This is a genomic window from Brevibacillus sp. FSL K6-2834, assembly GCF_038592925.1.
GTDB classification, from domain to species: domain Bacteria; phylum Bacillota; class Bacilli; order Brevibacillales; family Brevibacillaceae; genus Brevibacillus; species Brevibacillus borstelensis.
Window position 1 is genome coordinate 557,284 of record NZ_CP151945.1, and the last position, 15,687, is coordinate 572,970.

The 15,687-nt window shown below is 53.6% G+C and carries 16 protein-coding genes; 10 read left to right on the top strand and 6 right to left on the bottom strand.

What is annotated here, in order from left to right; translation table 11 throughout:
• The first annotated feature begins 110 nt into the window (after positions 1-110).
• From NST96_RS02935 to NST96_RS02950, 4 genes are all read left to right on the top strand, one after another.
• Entirely contained in the window at positions 111-1,133 is a 1,023-nt protein-coding gene (locus NST96_RS02935; protein ID WP_003389870.1) for an NADH:flavin oxidoreductase/NADH oxidase, read from the top strand.
• A 502-nt stretch (positions 1,134-1,635) separates the two neighbouring features.
• Positions 1,636-3,153, top strand: a complete 1,518-nt coding sequence (locus NST96_RS02940; protein ID WP_342405537.1) for an IS1182 family transposase — start codon at positions 1,636-1,638, stop codon at positions 3,151-3,153.
• A gap of 609 nt (positions 3,154-3,762) precedes the next feature.
• On the top strand, positions 3,763-4,134 hold the full coding sequence (locus NST96_RS02945) for a DUF2325 domain-containing protein (RefSeq protein ID WP_340700953.1): 372 nt from the start codon (positions 3,763-3,765) through the stop codon (positions 4,132-4,134).
• 141 nt (positions 4,135-4,275) lie between these two features.
• Positions 4,276-4,488, top strand: a complete 213-nt coding sequence (locus NST96_RS02950; RefSeq protein ID WP_024983341.1) for a YezD family protein — start codon at positions 4,276-4,278, stop codon at positions 4,486-4,488.
• Between the two features lie 264 nt (positions 4,489-4,752).
• Here the strand turns inward: NST96_RS02950 and NST96_RS02955 are convergent, their stop codons facing one another.
• Positions 4,753-5,238 (bottom strand): hypothetical protein, encoded by a 486-nt coding sequence (locus NST96_RS02955; RefSeq protein ID WP_122958070.1) that lies wholly within the window; start codon positions 5,236-5,238, stop codon positions 4,753-4,755.
• Between the two features lie 76 nt (positions 5,239-5,314).
• Between NST96_RS02955 and NST96_RS02960 the strand changes: the two genes are divergently transcribed.
• The 4 genes from NST96_RS02960 to NST96_RS02975 all read left to right on the top strand — a co-directional run bounded on the left by NST96_RS02960 (position 5,315) and on the right by NST96_RS02975 (position 7,220).
• The gene (locus NST96_RS02960) at positions 5,315-5,740 is read left to right on the top strand and encodes a hypothetical protein (protein WP_141334161.1); all 426 of its coding nucleotides are present in this window, start codon (positions 5,315-5,317) and stop codon (positions 5,738-5,740) included.
• 204 nt (positions 5,741-5,944) lie between these two features.
• Positions 5,945-6,487 (top strand): TetR/AcrR family transcriptional regulator, encoded by a 543-nt coding sequence (locus tag NST96_RS02965; protein WP_003389862.1) that lies wholly within the window; start codon positions 5,945-5,947, stop codon positions 6,485-6,487.
• Between the two features lie 50 nt (positions 6,488-6,537).
• A complete protein-coding gene (locus NST96_RS02970) occupies positions 6,538-6,852 on the top strand; it encodes an SMR family transporter (protein WP_003389861.1) in 315 nt (104 codons plus the stop codon).
• A 17-nt stretch (positions 6,853-6,869) separates the two neighbouring features.
• A complete protein-coding gene (locus NST96_RS02975; RefSeq protein ID WP_003389860.1) occupies positions 6,870-7,220 on the top strand; it encodes a multidrug efflux SMR transporter in 351 nt (116 codons plus the stop codon).
• A gap of 144 nt (positions 7,221-7,364) precedes the next feature.
• On the opposite strand, the gene NST96_RS02980 is transcribed toward NST96_RS02975, so the two are convergent.
• The 5 genes from NST96_RS02980 to NST96_RS03000 form a co-directional block, all read right to left on the bottom strand.
• Positions 7,365-8,690: a DUF4129 domain-containing protein gene (locus NST96_RS02980; RefSeq protein WP_039070403.1), complete on the bottom strand. Its 1,326-nt coding sequence runs from the start codon at positions 8,688-8,690 to the stop codon at positions 7,365-7,367.
• Complete coding sequence (locus NST96_RS02985) at positions 8,687-9,880, bottom strand: DUF58 domain-containing protein (protein WP_003389858.1); 1,194 nt, start codon at positions 9,878-9,880, stop codon at positions 8,687-8,689. The genes NST96_RS02980 and NST96_RS02985 overlap by 4 nt, the downstream gene beginning before the upstream one ends.
• 3 nt (positions 9,881-9,883) lie before the next feature.
• A complete protein-coding gene (locus NST96_RS02990) occupies positions 9,884-10,822 on the bottom strand; it encodes a MoxR family ATPase (protein WP_003389857.1) in 939 nt (312 codons plus the stop codon).
• A 112-nt stretch (positions 10,823-10,934) separates the two neighbouring features.
• Positions 10,935-12,164 carry an MFS transporter gene (locus tag NST96_RS02995; protein ID WP_003389856.1) on the bottom strand — a complete coding sequence of 410 codons (1,230 nt, stop codon included), beginning with the start codon at positions 12,162-12,164 and terminating at the stop codon, positions 10,935-10,937.
• A complete protein-coding gene (locus NST96_RS03000) occupies positions 12,161-13,213 on the bottom strand; it encodes a metalloregulator ArsR/SmtB family transcription factor (RefSeq protein ID WP_342405538.1) in 1,053 nt (350 codons plus the stop codon). The genes NST96_RS02995 and NST96_RS03000 overlap by 4 nt, the downstream gene beginning before the upstream one ends.
• Positions 13,214-13,470: 257 nt before the next feature.
• Here NST96_RS03000 and NST96_RS03005 point away from each other — a divergent pair, with 257 nt between their 5' ends.
• Positions 13,471-15,030 carry a sensor histidine kinase gene (locus NST96_RS03005; RefSeq protein WP_039070406.1) on the top strand — a complete coding sequence of 520 codons (1,560 nt, stop codon included), beginning with the start codon at positions 13,471-13,473 and terminating at the stop codon, positions 15,028-15,030.
• Entirely contained in the window at positions 15,023-15,646 is a 624-nt protein-coding gene (locus NST96_RS03010) for a response regulator transcription factor (RefSeq protein WP_024983347.1), read from the top strand. The genes NST96_RS03005 and NST96_RS03010 overlap by 8 nt, the downstream gene beginning before the upstream one ends.
• Positions 15,647-15,687 lie beyond the last annotated feature (41 nt).

Below are 15,687 nucleotides of genomic sequence, written 5' to 3' on the forward strand. Positions count from 1 at the left end.
TCCTGTCAAAACTGCAACGAAAGTGTCAAGAAGCTTTGCCAATCGGGGGCGCTTTTGAGATGATAAACGTACCGAAAGAAAAGGAAGGAGCTGGAGCTAACAGTATGGCTATGATCAAGCTGGATTCCCCATTTCAGTACAAAGGGTTGTCGCTCAAAAACCGTATCGTCATGCCCCCGATGTGCCAGTATTCCGTAGAGGCCAAGGACGGCGCGCCGAACGATTGGCATTTCGTCCACTACGTATCCCGGGCTGTCGGCGGTACCGGACTGATCATCATGGAAATGACCGATGTGGACCCGGACGGACGGATTACCGATTACGATCTCGGCCTGTGGTCTGACGAGCAAGTTCCCGCCTTCGCAAGAATCATCTCCGAAGTGCAGAAATACGGAACGAAGATCGGCATCCAGATCGCTCATGCTGGACGCAAGGCGCAGGATGCGGAAGTGCCTGTCGCACCGTCGCCTATCGCATTCAGCGATCAGTTCAAGACGCCGCGTGCCCTCACCACGGACGAGGTGAAGGAAATGGTCGGGCTGTTCCGCGATGCAGCGCGGCGGGCTGTCGAAGCTGGCGTAGACACCATCGAGCTGCACGGGGCGCACGGCTATTTGATCCACCAGTTCCACTCCCCGGCTACCAACAAGCGGAGCGACGAGTACGGCCAGGACCCCGCGCTGTTCGGCATCGAAGTCATTCAGGCTGTCAAAAGCGTGCTGCCGCCGGAAATGCCGCTGATCATGCGGATATCGGCAGTCGAGTATATCGACGGCGGCTACGGATTGGAATACAGCACCGAGCTTTGCCGGCGTTACCGGGAGGCGGGCGTGGACATCTTCCACATCACCAGCGGCGGAGAAGGCCCGATTGGTTCGGGTGGCCGCCCCGGCATCCATCCCGGCTACCAGGTCCCGATGGCCCGTGCGATCAAGGAAGCGCTTGACGTCCCGGTCATCGCCGTAGGCATCCTCGACGACCCCCATCTTGCCGCAGCGACGCTGGGCAACGGTGACGCCGATCTGGTCGCCGTCGGCCGCGCTATGCTCCGCGACCCGTACTGGGCGCTGCACGCGATCAAGCAGCTAAACGGCGAACTCGTGCCTCCAAAGCAATACGGACGGGCTTTTTAAGGAATGCTGTTTTGTCTCAGTTAGATAAACAAAGCAAAAACGATTGGCGTGACCGACCCGTTGCGATATCGGAACGAAGCTTTGTTTCCACAAGCAGATGAATAAAAGTCTAAAGAAACAAGAAGCAAGGAAAGGCCTTCCCAATAAGAGAGTCCTGCAAAAGTCCACCTAATATCTGTAAACCGTAACCCTAGTGCCCTTAGGTACTGGGGTTTTAAGTATCGAGAATGTAGCTGTAGTGGGGAGAAGCATGTTTCCGATCTGCGCTCCGGTCTACGTCCTGCAAGGATGTGAAACTGTCCGCTCCACAGCGATCCCGGGGGAAGCGCAAAACGGCGCGCAGCTCCGAAGGTTACTCATGGATTGCGCTTCTGTCTCCCCGGGCTTCGCTGTTCCGCTCGGCTGGACTCCGCTAGTCGCTCCGCCTGGAAACATGCTTCTCCTCCGAAACAGTAGGTTTTCAACAGGCTGAAACCCAGTGCCGCTTCGACACCGGGTTTTGATGTACAATAAAAAGAAAACGAAAGAGTTGGAACCATTGCTACAGCCCTCTAAACAAATCACGGCATCCTTCCATGCCGAATTATATAAACTAATTCCCGCGGATCACCCTTTACGTAAAATCAATGAAATCGTAGATTTCACATTCATTCATGAGTTGGTTCGTTCCTCTTATTGTGAGCATTACGGAAGACCTGCTAACGAACCCGAACTCCTGTTTCGTCTATTGTTTTTACAAGTTCTCTACAATCTTTCGGATGAACGCATCATTCAGGAAACGCAGGTAAACCTCGCTTATAAGTGGTTTTTAGGTTTAAATCCAGAAGATCCCCTTCCTGACCCCTCTCAATTATCCCGCTTTCGTAATCATCGGTTAGGGGCCGGAGCCGTGGATGAGGTGCTTAAATCAGTTGTACGTCAGTGCATCGAAAAAGGACTTGTGAAGTCAAAGACGATCATCATGGATTCCACCCATACACTGGCAGCTTCACAAAAACAAAAGCCGCTTGAAGTACTGCGGGATGCGGCGAAGCGCTTATTCCGTGTTGTGGTGAAAAAGCATCCAAAACTCGAAAAGAAACTCCCACGGTTACCGGAGTTGAAGAAAGATCAAGAGGATGCTGAGAAGATCATGCTTCACTACTTGGCGGAACTTGGAGAGACTGTCGAGACTTTGTTACCCGATCATGAGGGTTCCATCTCGGAGAAGGTCAAGATCGCCAAGGCCATCGTGGAAGACGAACGTCTCCTCGCCAATAAAGGTATTATGTCGGCCATTGATCCAGATGCACGCTTTGGATGGAAGAGTAATACGAAATCCTTTTTTGGCTACAAAGAGCATATTGCCATGACCGAAGAAGAAATCATTACGGCTGTGGAGGTCACCGGAGGAAGTACGGATGACGGAAAACAATTCAAACAACTTTTGAACCAATCGCTTGACGTAGGAATAGAAGTACAAGAAGTGATTGCTGACACCGCATATTCGGGTAAAGATAACTTGGACGAGATGAAAGCCAAGAAGATTCAACCCGTCGTCCCACTAAACCCAATCGTACATAACGGAGGGCTAAGGCAAGAAGGTTTTGAGTACAACAAGGATGCAGACTTTGTTATTTGTCCGGCAGGACAACATAGTATCCGAAAGGCTGTCCAAGGAAGCAAGAGTGGCAAAAGTCGTTCTCTCGTTTTCTACTTCGATACGGAGAAATGTAAGACATGCCCACTTAGGGAAGGCTGTTTCAAACCAGGAGCGAAGAGCAAGACCTACTCCATCCGGATCGTGGCGGAAACCTACAAGGCGCAAATCGAGTTTGAAAACAGCGATACGTTCAAAGAACGTATTCGTCGCAGATCGATTATTGAGCACAAAAATGCTGAATTAAAAAGGTATCATGGGATGACCAAGGCCAAGTACCGTGGTCTCTTTCGTATGCGAATACAGGCAATACTTACGACTTTCGTCGTAAATGTAAAACGGATGATAAAATTGGCAGAAAAAATGCAGCCCGCCTCTTAAAGGAGAATGGGCTGCATTTTTCGTTAAAGTCCTTTTTTGTAAAAAATAGTGTGGGTTACCCGATCCGCAAACCTCAAAAGAGGTATTTTGCAGGCCTCTCCCAATAAGAAGGTCTTTCTTTTTTGCGTCTTCCTTGATTCTCCTTCTAAAAATACCGGTAAAAACGAAAAGCTGTAGAGATGAAACAGGGAGAAAACAGCGAAGGTCTTTGGGACACCGCCCAGGCTCCATTCCAAAAGCGGAAGCTGCCCTTAGCGTCCAACTCTGAATCGCATCTTTGAAAATACTGCTTTTGGACGCGGCTTCCGCTTTTGAAATGGGGCCGGCCAGTACAGCCCCCCAGCAAGTGTCCCACCGAACCTGAAGTGTTTTCTCCCTGTTTCATCTCCTCCACTATCGCGCGAACACCCACCATTTTTAAAAGCACGAAACAACGATGAATTGCAATTAATTACCAGCGGAAACAGTTCACACCACAAACAGCCGTTGACAGGCAACAACGAACTTTTTATAATGATGTAAAAACCTATAAAAATACTTGGAATTACGCGCGAACACTGCGAAACCGACTGGACAACTGGAGGTTTCCCCGCAACCAAGGGGCTCTGCTTGTCTTTTGACGATCAGGAATACACGAGAACAGCAAGCGAACAGAAATCACGAACGGATTGTACGGTATTGAAAAAAGGAAAAGGTCTGGAGGGAGAAGCGATGTCAGCAGTTTTGGTCATTGGCGGAGACCGCTTGGGCAATATCACCGATGTGCTCCACGGACGCGGTTACCGGCAAATTTATCACGTCACGGGACGCAAACATTCCCAGTACAAAGTGAACATCCCCGCTGATACGAAAATGATCGTAGTGTTTACGGATTTCGTCAATCACAATCTGTCTTGTCACGTAAAGAGCCAGGCGAAAGCCAAAAAGCTTCCGATTGTCTTTTGCAGACGCTCGTGTACGATGATGGAAAAGGTGTTGTAGTACTTTTTTGGCCTTTAAATCCGACTTATATGATATGAATAATGCAGATTATTCATTTCTTTAATCGCGCCAGGTCCGGATAACCCGCGACCATGCAATCGAGAAAGCAAATCAAATCGGGCATAAACAGGAGTGGAACGTATGTCGAACAAAGGACATGGAAAATCCGTTGACACCCGTCTGGAGATGATTTTGCAAGCTCTTGAGGGGCTGGAGTACGGGACGCTGAACATCATCGTGCACGAATCGCAGATCACCCAGATCGAGCGGACCGAGAAAAAGCGGTTTCCGCTGGAAAAAACGGCCACGCCCAAGGAGAGGCTGCCGGTCGGACGCACACGGCAAGGCGGGTGATTCGCACAATCGAAAGAAAGCTTCCTTACATACAAAAACATAGGCAGGATAGCTCTGCTTCTTGGCTAAGAAATGAGCTATCTTTTTTTGTTCTCGTCCGCAGTGGTAATATGTGGCAACCTGTGTCAGGAAGGAGCCATACCGTGATCATCGCCAAACAAGTATCTTACGTAAATGGGCTGCATTATACGATTCGATCCGCCGTCCATTCCCGTGGAAAACCGCCCAGTCTCTACAGCCACCACCGTGTCTGAGAAATAAGCTTCACATCAGATTTCTCATCGGCGCCCAGCGCTTCCGCTTCACGCATTCGGTCGACCACATCCCCGCAGCCGGGAACGATGGCAATGCACTGAATCTTCTCTCGCTGTTTCCCTCAAAGTCAACGCAGGAGATGGCGAAAATCGATGTTAAACGATCGATTAAACACGGGGTATCCGTCTCTTTTACCCGGCAAATCATGCCGACATGCCCGTTTCCTTCCCGCCAGAAAGGCTGCATAGTTTGGGCTTCCAACGCTTCCATGATCGCACCGCCAGTACTGATGGGCCGGCTGGTGTCCATGGGCAAGTGACAGGTAAAGACCGAGAGCTGCTTCTTGCGGATTGCCTGCAAGAGCTCGGGGCGGATCGGGAGAAAGCTTCTTCCCCACACCCCGCGAGGATCGCCGCATTCCATCAGGAGCGCATGGGATTTTAGATAGAAAAAGGGAACGGCGAGGTGGATGGCGTGCCCGTATTTGTGAGCCATGACGGCAAGGGACAGGATCGCGTTTTGTTTCGGAAGGAATTCCGGTAGCTGCTATGCCAGAAAAAAGCCCGAGCAAATGAAAGAAAACAAAGCAAACAGCCACCGACTCTGGTGGCTGTTTTGTCTGAAAAAAACGGAGGGCAAAGTAAAGGCAAAGGCAAGGCTATACGGCTCATTTGCGGCCTTTTCATCGCAGCTTGAAACCACGGCTGCTTTCGCGCACCCGGCCGATACGGGAGGTGTGGTGGTCGGGATTGGCGAGGACGTGCAGGCTGAGAAAAAGCGCTTTTGCGGGAAGGTAAGAGATTGTCACCCGCTTGCCAAGCCACTGCTGCAAGCCCTGCATGATTTCCTCTCCTCTTCCATTAACCATTTGGTTCATTCATTTTTAAAAATGGCAAAAGCGAAGACAGACATTATTCACGGGAAGGGGGGCTGTCAACGGAAGCCTTGCGAAGCTGCGGCGGGAGATGAGCAGCATGCGAACGAGCCCAGGGCATGAACAACACTTGAGCGAGCCCAGGCCCTGAGCAACACGGGAACAAGTCCGGGACATAAGCAACACGTGAGCGAGTCCTCGACCTCGAACAACACTTGAGCCAGTCAGTCTTGATAGGGTGATAGGTGGAATAGATAAAAAAACGTTGAAAACTAAACCGTCCAGACGGTACACTAATGATGTGGACAAAACAGGGGGGCATGACATATGCGTTCATCTAAACGCGTTGACATAATCGAGGCCGCGACTCGCGTCATTCTTTCCGAAGGAGCAGCCCAGCTCACTTTGGATGCCGTTGCCAAGGAGGCCCAGGTAAGCAAGGGAGGCCTTTTGTATCACTTCTCAACCAAAGAAGCCTTGATCGAAGCCATCGTCATCTATGCCAAGGAACAAGTCGAAAAGCAATTCCAAGCCATTTACGATGAAGACGATGACCCTCGCGGAAGATGGACTCGGACGTACTTGAAGCTGACGGGCGACGACAAGTCAAAAAATAATGAGCTGTATTCGGCATTGTTCAGTGGAGTGATGGAGAACCGAGAGCTGCTCCGTCCTTTGGAGGACTGTTTTTTGCAGTTCTACGCCAAGACCGGAGAAGACCAGATCGACCCTGTGTTAGCCAATATCATCTACCTCGTCGCGGATGGACTGTGGTATAACGACATGTTCCAGTTCAATCCTGTAAATGACGAGATGAAAGCGAAAGTCATCGCGAGATTAATCCAGCTCACCAAGGGAGAATCGGATTGAGCGGAGCTGGCCTGGAATTGCACGTACACAAATGAGAGGGGAAAAGAATCATGGCCTATGTATTTCTGGGGGCAGCGATTGTCCTGGAGGTATTCGCTTCTACCATGTTAAAGCTGTCCAACGGTTTTTCGCGCTTTTTGCCGAGTGTCGGCGTGGTGATCGGTTACGGAGCGGCTTTCTATGCATTGTCCCTGGCGCTGAAAGCACTTCCGCTGGGGCTTTCGTATGCGACCTGGAGCGGCGTCGGGACGATTCTGACCGTGCTTGTGGGCGTGTACCTGTTTAGAGAAAAAGTAAACAAGCAAGCGATCGCAGGCATTGCCATCCTGATCATTGGCATTGTCCTGCTGAATCTTGCGAAATAAGTGGGAGGTTATCGGTTGTGACAGGTGTGATCTATTTAAGCTTGGCGATAGCGCTGGAGACGTTCGGCTCTACGATGCTGAAAATATCGGAAGGCTTTACGGTTCTCTGGCCCTCCATCGGTGTGGCCATCGGTTTTTTGGCCTCGTTTACGTGTCTGAGCTTTGCCCTCAAGACGATTCCGCTCTCCACGGCCTATGCAACCTGGTCAGGAGTAGGAACGGCTTTGACTGCTTTGATCGGGGTGTTCGCTTTTCAGGAAAGCCTGAGCCTGATCAAGGTTGTTGCGCTCGTCCTTGTTATCGTGGGAATTGTCATTTTGAACAAAGCGAAGGAAAAATCGGATGGAGAGGCAGAAGAAGCCGCCTAGATGTCACTTCCGGTTTGGCGGGGAAAAGGAAAACCCCGCGTGAGGAAGAGAGGCGTATTCCTTGCTTCATTTGGCGATTAGTCCGGTATACTACGGTGCGAAGACGCATGAAAGAGAGGGTGTCCCAGTCGGGCACCCTCTTTCCTATTCCATAGTCTTTTGTATCGTTTCCACACAATCCCGCAGGTCGGCCAATTCCTCCGAAGACAGCGGCTTTTCCAAATACCGGTACTGCTCATAGTACCGCGTGATGCGTCCAGCCAATTCGAGCGCGTCCGGATGAGGCCACTCTCGGCGCAGGCGTCGCAAATACTCCTGGCTTGTCTCGAAGGGCTCGATTCGCAAGCCGGCATCTGCCATGTGCAGCAAAAAGCGGTAGTAGCTGTAGCGAACCGGGTCTTCCTCGGGGCCTGCCGTCTTTTTCCGCAGCTCGTCCAAATTCCAGATCGGCCGTCCTTCATTGGCTCCTTCATCGGTCAGTTCCTGCAAGGCGGTTTCAGCCTGGACGGGGATGTCAGCAGCGCTCAGACTTGCAGTCCGCCGTCTCCGCTTCCAAATCGCCCAGCCCACCGAGGCCGCCACAACGACAACAATACCCCCGATGAGATACGGCTCCCAAAGCGAAAATAATGGCTCTCCGGCAAACTCCATCTCGTCCAGCGGGAGTTCATCCGTTGCTTCCGTAGACTCGTTCATCAGGTCATTCACTCTTTGGTTGTTCCCCAGAGCGCCTGCTAGCTGTTCTATCAAATTTCCGGCCGCTCGCAAAGCAGGCCCGAACAACCAGTAGAGCGCGTCGCCGAGCGGCTTTTTGGCAACCCCCCAAAGGAAGCTCAAGACAAGCAGCAAAAGACCTGTCACCGCCGTATAGCCAAGGGCCAGCAGCAGGCGCGATCCGAGCAATTGCCCGCCCAGAGATGCAGCATACGCTGACGGCGGAAAAGCTCCCTTCGTGTCCTGCCGCGTCAAATACTCACCTATACTGGAGAGCAAATAGCCGCCGAGTATCAGCACCAAAACGGGGGACAGCTGCTTTGCGTCGTAGACCGCGTCTTTCATCATCGACCCGAACAAGGCGAGAATCGCCAAATGGAAGAGCGAGATGCAGAGCGCGATCACGAACAGCCGCTGCAGTGTGGCCCGGGTATATGTGAGCGTCGAGAGGGCATGGACCCGCCAGAAAAATAGCGCTGCAGCAAGAGCGGCAAGCAGCAGGGAGCCAAACAAATAGTACACGAGAACACCAGCCGCAATCACCAGCGGATAGAGCAAAAAGTGAAGCATGATATGACGTCCGCCGCCCTCGTACAGCCAGAGGCCCAGAGCGAGAAGAGCAGTGGCGCCGCAGGCAAAGCCGGCTACGCTACCCGGCAGGGAGGGAAGCCAGCCGATCAGCATCAACAGCACAGCGGCCAGGACGGATTCCTGCCAGAAGAGAAAAGACTGGCGGATCAGAAAGGATCGGCTCATCGGCAGCTCACCCTCCTTTGATTGGCAGCAGCAAGTCCGTAACGGCGAATGACAGGCTGGTCCTGCGACACGTCCAGCACCGTGATGTGATGGCCGCGCCGAGTCAGCCGCTCGATCATTTCCAATGCCGGTTCATCCAGCCGGGGGGTCACGATGACGATTCGCGCTTCTGCGGCGCTTTGCTGCTCAAGCCGGTGCAGGACAGCGGCGAGGGATGTCGGCGCGTACTGGTGGAGCTTGGCCAGATGGGTCATGATCTGGATGTGATGCGCCTTGCCGCTTCCGGCAGTCTGGTGGTAATGCTCCCGGCCGCGCTGCCGGACCGTCAGCAACAGCTCGTAGGACAGCGATTGTCGGCGGCAAAGGACGGACAGCGCTGCCAGGCCGGAGATAGTCCGTTCGTTGACGGCATCGTTGTGTTTCTGCAGAACCGGCTCGTAGGAGGGCAGGATGTGACCGATCACGATCCACTTCGGATTTGCCGTCGGCTCGAACAGCCTTGTTTGCAAGAGTCCGGTTTTGGCGCTCGCCTTCCAGTGAATATGCTTCAGGCGATCGCCGGGGGAATACGCTCTGACGCCCCGCAAAAAGGTAACGTCCTCTATCGGGTGGCTTCGCGTGACACGGCTGCCCTCCGGCTCGCTTGTCCCCGTATCCAATGGGGGAATGGGCAGCGGCAGCGGATACACGAGCACCGAAAAGGAGAAGGGGAGCACAAGAGCCTCCGCTTCTTCGCCAAACAGCGGAATGGTTTCAAACTGGGCTTCGCCAAGCCAGAGCACGCCTCGTTTGTGCGGAGTGATCACGAATGTCCGCTCCGCGGTTTTCCGCATCGGCAGATGAAAGCGAAAGCGTATCCAGGTTCGCGCATTTCGCTCCACCACCTCGTCTGCCTGCTCTGGGACAACATGGTCGGGCAGGGAAAATTGGACCAGCGTACCCGGAAGCGGCAGCCAGGAACGGTTGTGAAGCCGCAGCCGGACGGTGATCGGCGTGCCGGGCATGACCCGGCTTTGATCAGCAGACCATTCCACCTGCACCCACCGGGTCAGGTTTCTAGCCCACCAGCTAGCGAGCCCGGACATAAAAAAGAAGAACCCGCCGAACAGCCAAAGAAACCAATTGCCTGAAAACAGGGCAAAGATCAGAAGTATAAAGCCCAAACCGTGGTACGTCTGCCGCGTGCTCATGCTTTAGACGCCCTCTTCGACCGGCGCGTGGACTTCCCGGAGGATTTCCTGGATGATTTCCTGTTCGGTGACGTGCAGCTCCGCTTCCATCGACAGACGGATGCGATGGACCGCCAGGGGAGGAAATACTTGTTTGACGTCATCTGGAAGGACATAGCTGCGGCCGTCGAGCAGGGCAGCGGCCTGGGCGGAGCGCAGGAGCGCGAGCATGGCGCGCGGACTGAGTCCCACTTCCACTGAGCGGTGATTCCGGGTCGCTTCCGTCAGGTCGATGACGTATTCTTCGACAGCGGGACTGACGTGGATGGCCGTCGTCTCCCGCTGCAAGGCCGCGATCTCGTCGGGGCTGACGACAGCATGCACCTGTTCCAGCGGAGACTGGCCGCGAAAACGCCGCAGAATTTCACGCGCATCCTCTCTGCTTCCGTATCCGAGCGCCAGACGGAACAAAAAGCGGTCCAGCTGCGCCTCCGGAAGCGGATATGTACCCTCGGATTCAATCGGGTTTTGGGTCGCGATCACCAGCAGCGAGGACGGCAGCGGCAGGGTCACGCCCTCGATAGTCACTTGACGCTCTTCCATGCATTCCAACAGACCGGATTGTGTACGGGGCGTCGCCCGGTTGATTTCGTCCGCCAAAAGCACATCGGCAAAAACGGGTCCGCGGCGCAGCTCAAATTCATTGGTGCGGGGGTTGAACACATGCAGACCGACGACGTCCGAAGGCAAAAGGTCTGCGGTAAACTGCACGCGGTTGTAGGTGCCGCCAATCGCTTGGGCCAACGTTTTGGCCAGAACAGTCTTGCCCATCCCGGGCAGGTCCTCCAGCAGGACATGGCCGCGTGCGAGCATAGCCGTCAAAAGGAGTCGAACCTGATCCTCCTTGCCTACGATCACTCTGTTTATTGTATCCAGCAAAGATTCCAGCTTTGGATGTGTCATTCTCAGAAAAACCCCTTTTTTATCCGATGTTTTTGCAAAAAAACAACTCGTCATCCATTATACAATAAAGTATCCTGATATCGCCAAATTTTCATAAAATTTTATAGATTGATCAAGGGGTGTTGACTGTTCTCTCGCATTGTCCGGCTTCGAGCAGGCGGGCCCGGAGAGGCAGCAGCACAGTGGCGATCACGATCAAAAGTCCCATACCTGCATAGACGAAGCGAATCCCCGCCTGTTCCCCCAGCAGTCCGCCCAGCCAGACGCCGAGCGGCATCGTGACGCGAATAATCAGCAGGCGGACAGAGAGCACACGTCCCAGCAGTTGCCGGGGAACCCTTGTCTGGTACAGGCTGGTGTTGTGCACATGGAAAAAGGGAGCTGTGATGCCGGCGATGATTTCGATGCATACGGCGAGCCAGATCGAGTGGACCAGTGCCAGCGCGACAAAGCTTGTGCCGCCCAGGAGCAGGGAGAGCATCATGATGACAGAACGCGGCCACCGTTTGGACAAGGTTGGAACCAGCATCGAACCAAAGGCGTAGCCCAGCGGGAAGCCAGCCAATAACAGACCGGCGTGGGAAGCTGTTCCATGCAGCTCGTCCACCACATAAGGCAAGGTCAGCACCATCTGGACCCCCACGGCGAACTGGACAAATGACAGCAGCACTCCGAGACGCAAAAGCAGCGGCTCTTTGCCAAAAAAACGAAGACCCTCGGCAAACATCGAGATCCAGGCCTCCCGCTTCGCCCGTTCACTGACAGACCTGCTCTGGCAAAAAGCCAAAAGAGTGCCGCTTGCGGCAAAGGCGGCCGCAGTCAGAGCGAGTGCTGCCGTACCGCCGAAAATGCCGATCAAAAGCCCGCCGAGCGACGGGCCGCCGACCATCGCCAGACGCAAGGTGCCGTCAAGCGTGGCATTGGCCCGGGTCAACGCCTCCGGCTTTACGACAGAGGGCAGGAGCGACAGGCTGGCAGGGACGTACAACGGTTGAACCAGGCCGTTTACCAAAGACGTGAGGTAGACAGGCCAGACTCCGCCCAAGCCCGTCAGCGCAGCCGCAAAGCTGCACGCAAACGCTGCGCTTCTCGCCAATTGGGAAACTATCATGACTCGCTTCGGGTCCCAGCGGTCCAGATACGGTCCGATAAACAACTGTACGGCGAGCGAGGGGAGAAAGTACAAAAGCCACATGCTGCCCACTGCTGCGGGAGAACCGGTCGCCTCCAGCAGAAGCCAGCTGTTTGCCAGCGTTCCCAGGCTCGCCCCCATTTCGGAGACGGCTTGTCCCGAGACAATCAGCCAAAATGAAGGGTTCGCCCCCAGCTTCCAAGACCTCATCGGCTGCAGTCCTTGTCCAGATATTCCGACAGGAAAAGCGAGAACTGGTCGACATGAGTCCGCCGAAGCTGGTATTTGGAGGCGTCCATTTCGATCAAGCGGGCCGAGCGGAGCATGGAGAGATGGTGGTGGAGCGTCGACTTCGCCATGTCCATCCGTACCGCCAGCTCCTGCAGGCTGTGAGCGCGCTCTGCCAGATGCTTGACGATGCGCAGGCGATGTTCATCGCCCAATGCCTTGCAGGCCTGAACGAGCAGATGCGGCGGCTGGTACGGATCGACCTGCTCTGCCATGTTTTCGTCTGCGACCGGGTAATAAAACACCTTGGTGTCGGGAGCGTCAGCCTGGATCGTCCACGGACGGTACAGCGTATGGGGAACCAGCAGGACGCGAGCGACGGAAGGCTCGGGCTCGTATTTTCCCCCTGTCGCCCATTCGACGAGCGCTTCCGGAGAGAGCTTTTGCTGCATGGCGCGCTTCTGATCGCAGTCGCGCTGCAAGAGACTGTCCAGCTCCGTTTCTTGCGGGCGTACGTGGATGCTGTACCAGCCACGGAAAAGCGTTATCAAATGGCGTCGCAATTCATTTGCATCCACCTCGGAGACATGGGAGATGTACGCGGGGAAAAACTTGTGGCCCGCACAAGCCTGCAGGAGTTCTGCCACTGCTAGGCGGTTTCCTGTTGACGCAAGATAGCGCGCATCCTCGCGTTCTCTCCCGAGGTAGGGCAATGCTTCCAGACGAAGCTGCTGCCCGGGCAATCCTTCCAGATAGGAAAGGAATGCAGCGAGATCGGGAAAGGGGCGAGCATGCAGCAGCTGCAAAAGCGTTTTCCATGTATGATGCTGCTGCGCGTAATACAGCTCTGTTTGAACGTCAGGCGGGAGAGCGTCGATCATCGCCAGCCAATGCTCCCTCGGCTTTTCCAGAGTAGGATGGATTTCATCATAAGTAGCAGCCGCGATCCCCAAGGCTGCTTCGAACAGAGGAGAAGAATGCAGTGTCACCTGATAGCTGCTGCGGCCATAGCTCATATCCAAAAGCTTCATCGAATGGACATCCTTTCCGAATCGTAGTTGTTTATATTCTATATTTACCGAATGAATTGTTCAATAAAAACCGAATACCGAAATTTGGCCGGATCTTTTTCGTCGAATCTGTAAGGTTCCGTCGAAAAGACTGGAAATATCAGCAGATGTTCGACATTTTACACTTGTTGTAAATGACTGGAAACTGGGATACGATTAGGTCGTCTGCATCATATCAGTCGATATTTACTCTGACGAAGCTTTTGAGGGTAATCGGAATGAACCAATTGTTAAAAGAAATTCGTCTGATGCTGTATCTTTTGCAGTGGGTCTTGTTTCTCTCCTTTTTTTCCTTCTACATGCAGTCGTCAGCCAATCACGACACGTTTTATTTTCTCCTTTTGGGGCTGGTTGTCGTCTATGCAGGGGTGCTCTGGTACGCGCTCCCCCGGAAGTCGTGGTTCTTTCTGGGATTGGTCGATCTGGGAGTGGCGCTGCTGTTTATCGTCCTGACAGGAAAGTCGAACAGTCCGTTCATGCTGTATGCCTATACAACGCTGCTTTGGCTGACGGCTGTTTTGCGATTGGAACAGTTTCTCCTGGTCGCCGCCCTTTTTCTCCTCGCTTACTTCGTTCTTCAAGCATGGATACCTCACGATTTGCTGCTGCCGCAACCCTATCTCGATCACCTTCGCTTGCTGCTTGACATATTGCTTTGGATCAGCCTGTCTTATTGGGTCTTTACGATGATCAAACAACTGAAAGGGGCCTATTCCAAATGTTTGCAAATATATCTGTTTATGAGACGGATGTCGGAGAAGGAGCAGAATATCTATCTTACTAATGAGGCGGAAAAGACGGTCAAACGGATGTTTCGCGCGGAAAACGCCTATTTATGTCTGTTTGAGGAGCGGGAAGGAGATGGGAACTGGCGGAGAGACTACTTTGTTCAGCGCTTGCTCGATCTGGGAGCGGAAGGGCTGGAGCATTTGACCCTTTTGCCTTTGCATGACTTTACAGGCAGAGAAGACACGTATGCTTGCATGCCGCTTAGGCAGGACGGCCGTTCCGTGGGATGCCTGTTGTTTTCGGTTTCGCCCAAACGGCAAGTGAGCCGCTATGAATGCCTTCTGCTGCGGATGATGGCTGTCGTCATTTGCCAGCACGTGAAGCAAAATCGCGTCCGCTATGAAATGGCGCGTTCCCTCCATCGGGAAATGCGGCGAAAGCTGGCCCAGGATATGCATGACGGGCTGGCGCAACAACTGTTTTTCCTGTCTGCCCAATTGTTTCAAATCAAGCAGACGCTGCCTCCGGAGGCGAGGGAGAGCTCTCTGGAAAGGCTGCAGCAGATGGAGGAGCGAATCCAGTGGTGTCATAGCGAGGTCCGCGAGTACATTACACACCTGCGGGATGCCCGGCCGACGCAAAGGATAACCGAGGCTGTCCAGCAATTGCTGAAAAGAATTACGGTGGGGACCGGGCTTGACGTGGATTTTGTGACGCGCGGCAGGCTGGGAGAGGAACCTCTGCCGATCCTCGATGCGATTTACCGACTGGTGGAGGAGGCTTCGGCCAATGTAGTGAAACACGCCGCCGCGTCCCGTCTGGAGGTGACCGTCGAGGCGTCCTCCCTGCAAATCACAGTGCGCATCAAGGACGACGGGATCGGTTTTTTGCCGGAAGAAAAGGCCGACCTGAAGAACAGCTACGGGCTTCTGGGGATGAGAGAGCGGATTGCTGAAGTGGGTGGGACCTTGCACATTCAATCCAGACCGAATGAAGGAACCGAAATTGTGGCGATTGTACCGAAAAAGGGAGTGGAAATGTATGGATAAGGTAAGATTGCTGCTGGCGGACGACCACCGGATCGTCCGGGAGGGCCTGAAAATGATCCTGGAGAGTTCGCCCCGATATACAGTGGTTGAGGAAGCCAATAACGGAGACGAACTCGTGGCAAAGGCGATGAGCAGCAAGCCGGACTTGATCATATCCGATCTGAAAATGCCGGGCATCTCCGTAATCGACAGCTGCAAATCGATGAAGGAGAAGCTGCCTGAGCTGAAAGTGATGATTTTGACTGCCTATGATGAAAGCGAGGACGTTTTTCGGGCATTGGACTCCCATGTAGACGGGTACGTCATGAAGGACACGGGACCAGAGCAAATCCTTCACACCATGGACATGGTCATGATGGGCTATTCCTGCTTTCAATCCAAGCTCCAGCGGAGACGCAAGGAAGAAGCCGATGTCGTATTTACAGAGCGGGAGCAAGAGATTTTTGAATTGATTGTCGAAAATCTCAGCAATCAGGAAATCGCTCACCGGCTATACATATCAGAGGCGACCGTCAAAACCCACGTCAGCAGCATTCTCAGAAAGACGGGCCAGCCCAATCGATCGCAAGCAGTGCTGTACGGTTTGAAAAAAGGCATGGTCAGGGTGCCGCGGTAGATAAGCAAATAAAGCCGATTGTAAAAACGGTAAAGAGGGTC

Coding starts and splice junctions, on each gene's coding strand:
- NST96_RS02935 (WP_003389870.1), top strand. CDS start 111: ATGATCAAGCTGGATTCCCCATTTCAGTACAAAGGGTTGTCGCTCAAA.
- NST96_RS02940 (WP_342405537.1), top strand. CDS start 1,636: ATGTACAATAAAAAGAAAACGAAAGAGTTGGAACCATTGCTACAGCCC.
- NST96_RS02950 (WP_024983341.1), top strand. CDS start 4,276: ATGTCGAACAAAGGACATGGAAAATCCGTTGACACCCGTCTGGAGATG.
- NST96_RS02955 (WP_122958070.1), bottom strand. CDS start 5,238: ATGGCTCACAAATACGGGCACGCCATCCACCTCGCCGTTCCCTTTTTC.
- NST96_RS02960 (WP_141334161.1), top strand. CDS start 5,315: ATGAAAGAAAACAAAGCAAACAGCCACCGACTCTGGTGGCTGTTTTGT.
- NST96_RS02965 (WP_003389862.1), top strand. CDS start 5,945: ATGCGTTCATCTAAACGCGTTGACATAATCGAGGCCGCGACTCGCGTC.
- NST96_RS02970 (WP_003389861.1), top strand. CDS start 6,538: ATGGCCTATGTATTTCTGGGGGCAGCGATTGTCCTGGAGGTATTCGCT.
- NST96_RS02980 (WP_039070403.1), bottom strand. CDS start 8,690: ATGAGCCGATCCTTTCTGATCCGCCAGTCTTTTCTCTTCTGGCAGGAA.
- NST96_RS02985 (WP_003389858.1), bottom strand. CDS start 9,880: ATGAGCACGCGGCAGACGTACCACGGTTTGGGCTTTATACTTCTGATC.
- NST96_RS02990 (WP_003389857.1), bottom strand. CDS start 10,822: ATGACACATCCAAAGCTGGAATCTTTGCTGGATACAATAAACAGAGTG.
- NST96_RS02995 (WP_003389856.1), bottom strand. CDS start 12,164: ATGAGGTCTTGGAAGCTGGGGGCGAACCCTTCATTTTGGCTGATTGTC.
- NST96_RS03000 (WP_342405538.1), bottom strand. CDS start 13,213: ATGAAGCTTTTGGATATGAGCTATGGCCGCAGCAGCTATCAGGTGACA.
- NST96_RS03005 (WP_039070406.1), top strand. CDS start 13,471: ATGAACCAATTGTTAAAAGAAATTCGTCTGATGCTGTATCTTTTGCAG.
- NST96_RS03010 (WP_024983347.1), top strand. CDS start 15,023: ATGGATAAGGTAAGATTGCTGCTGGCGGACGACCACCGGATCGTCCGG.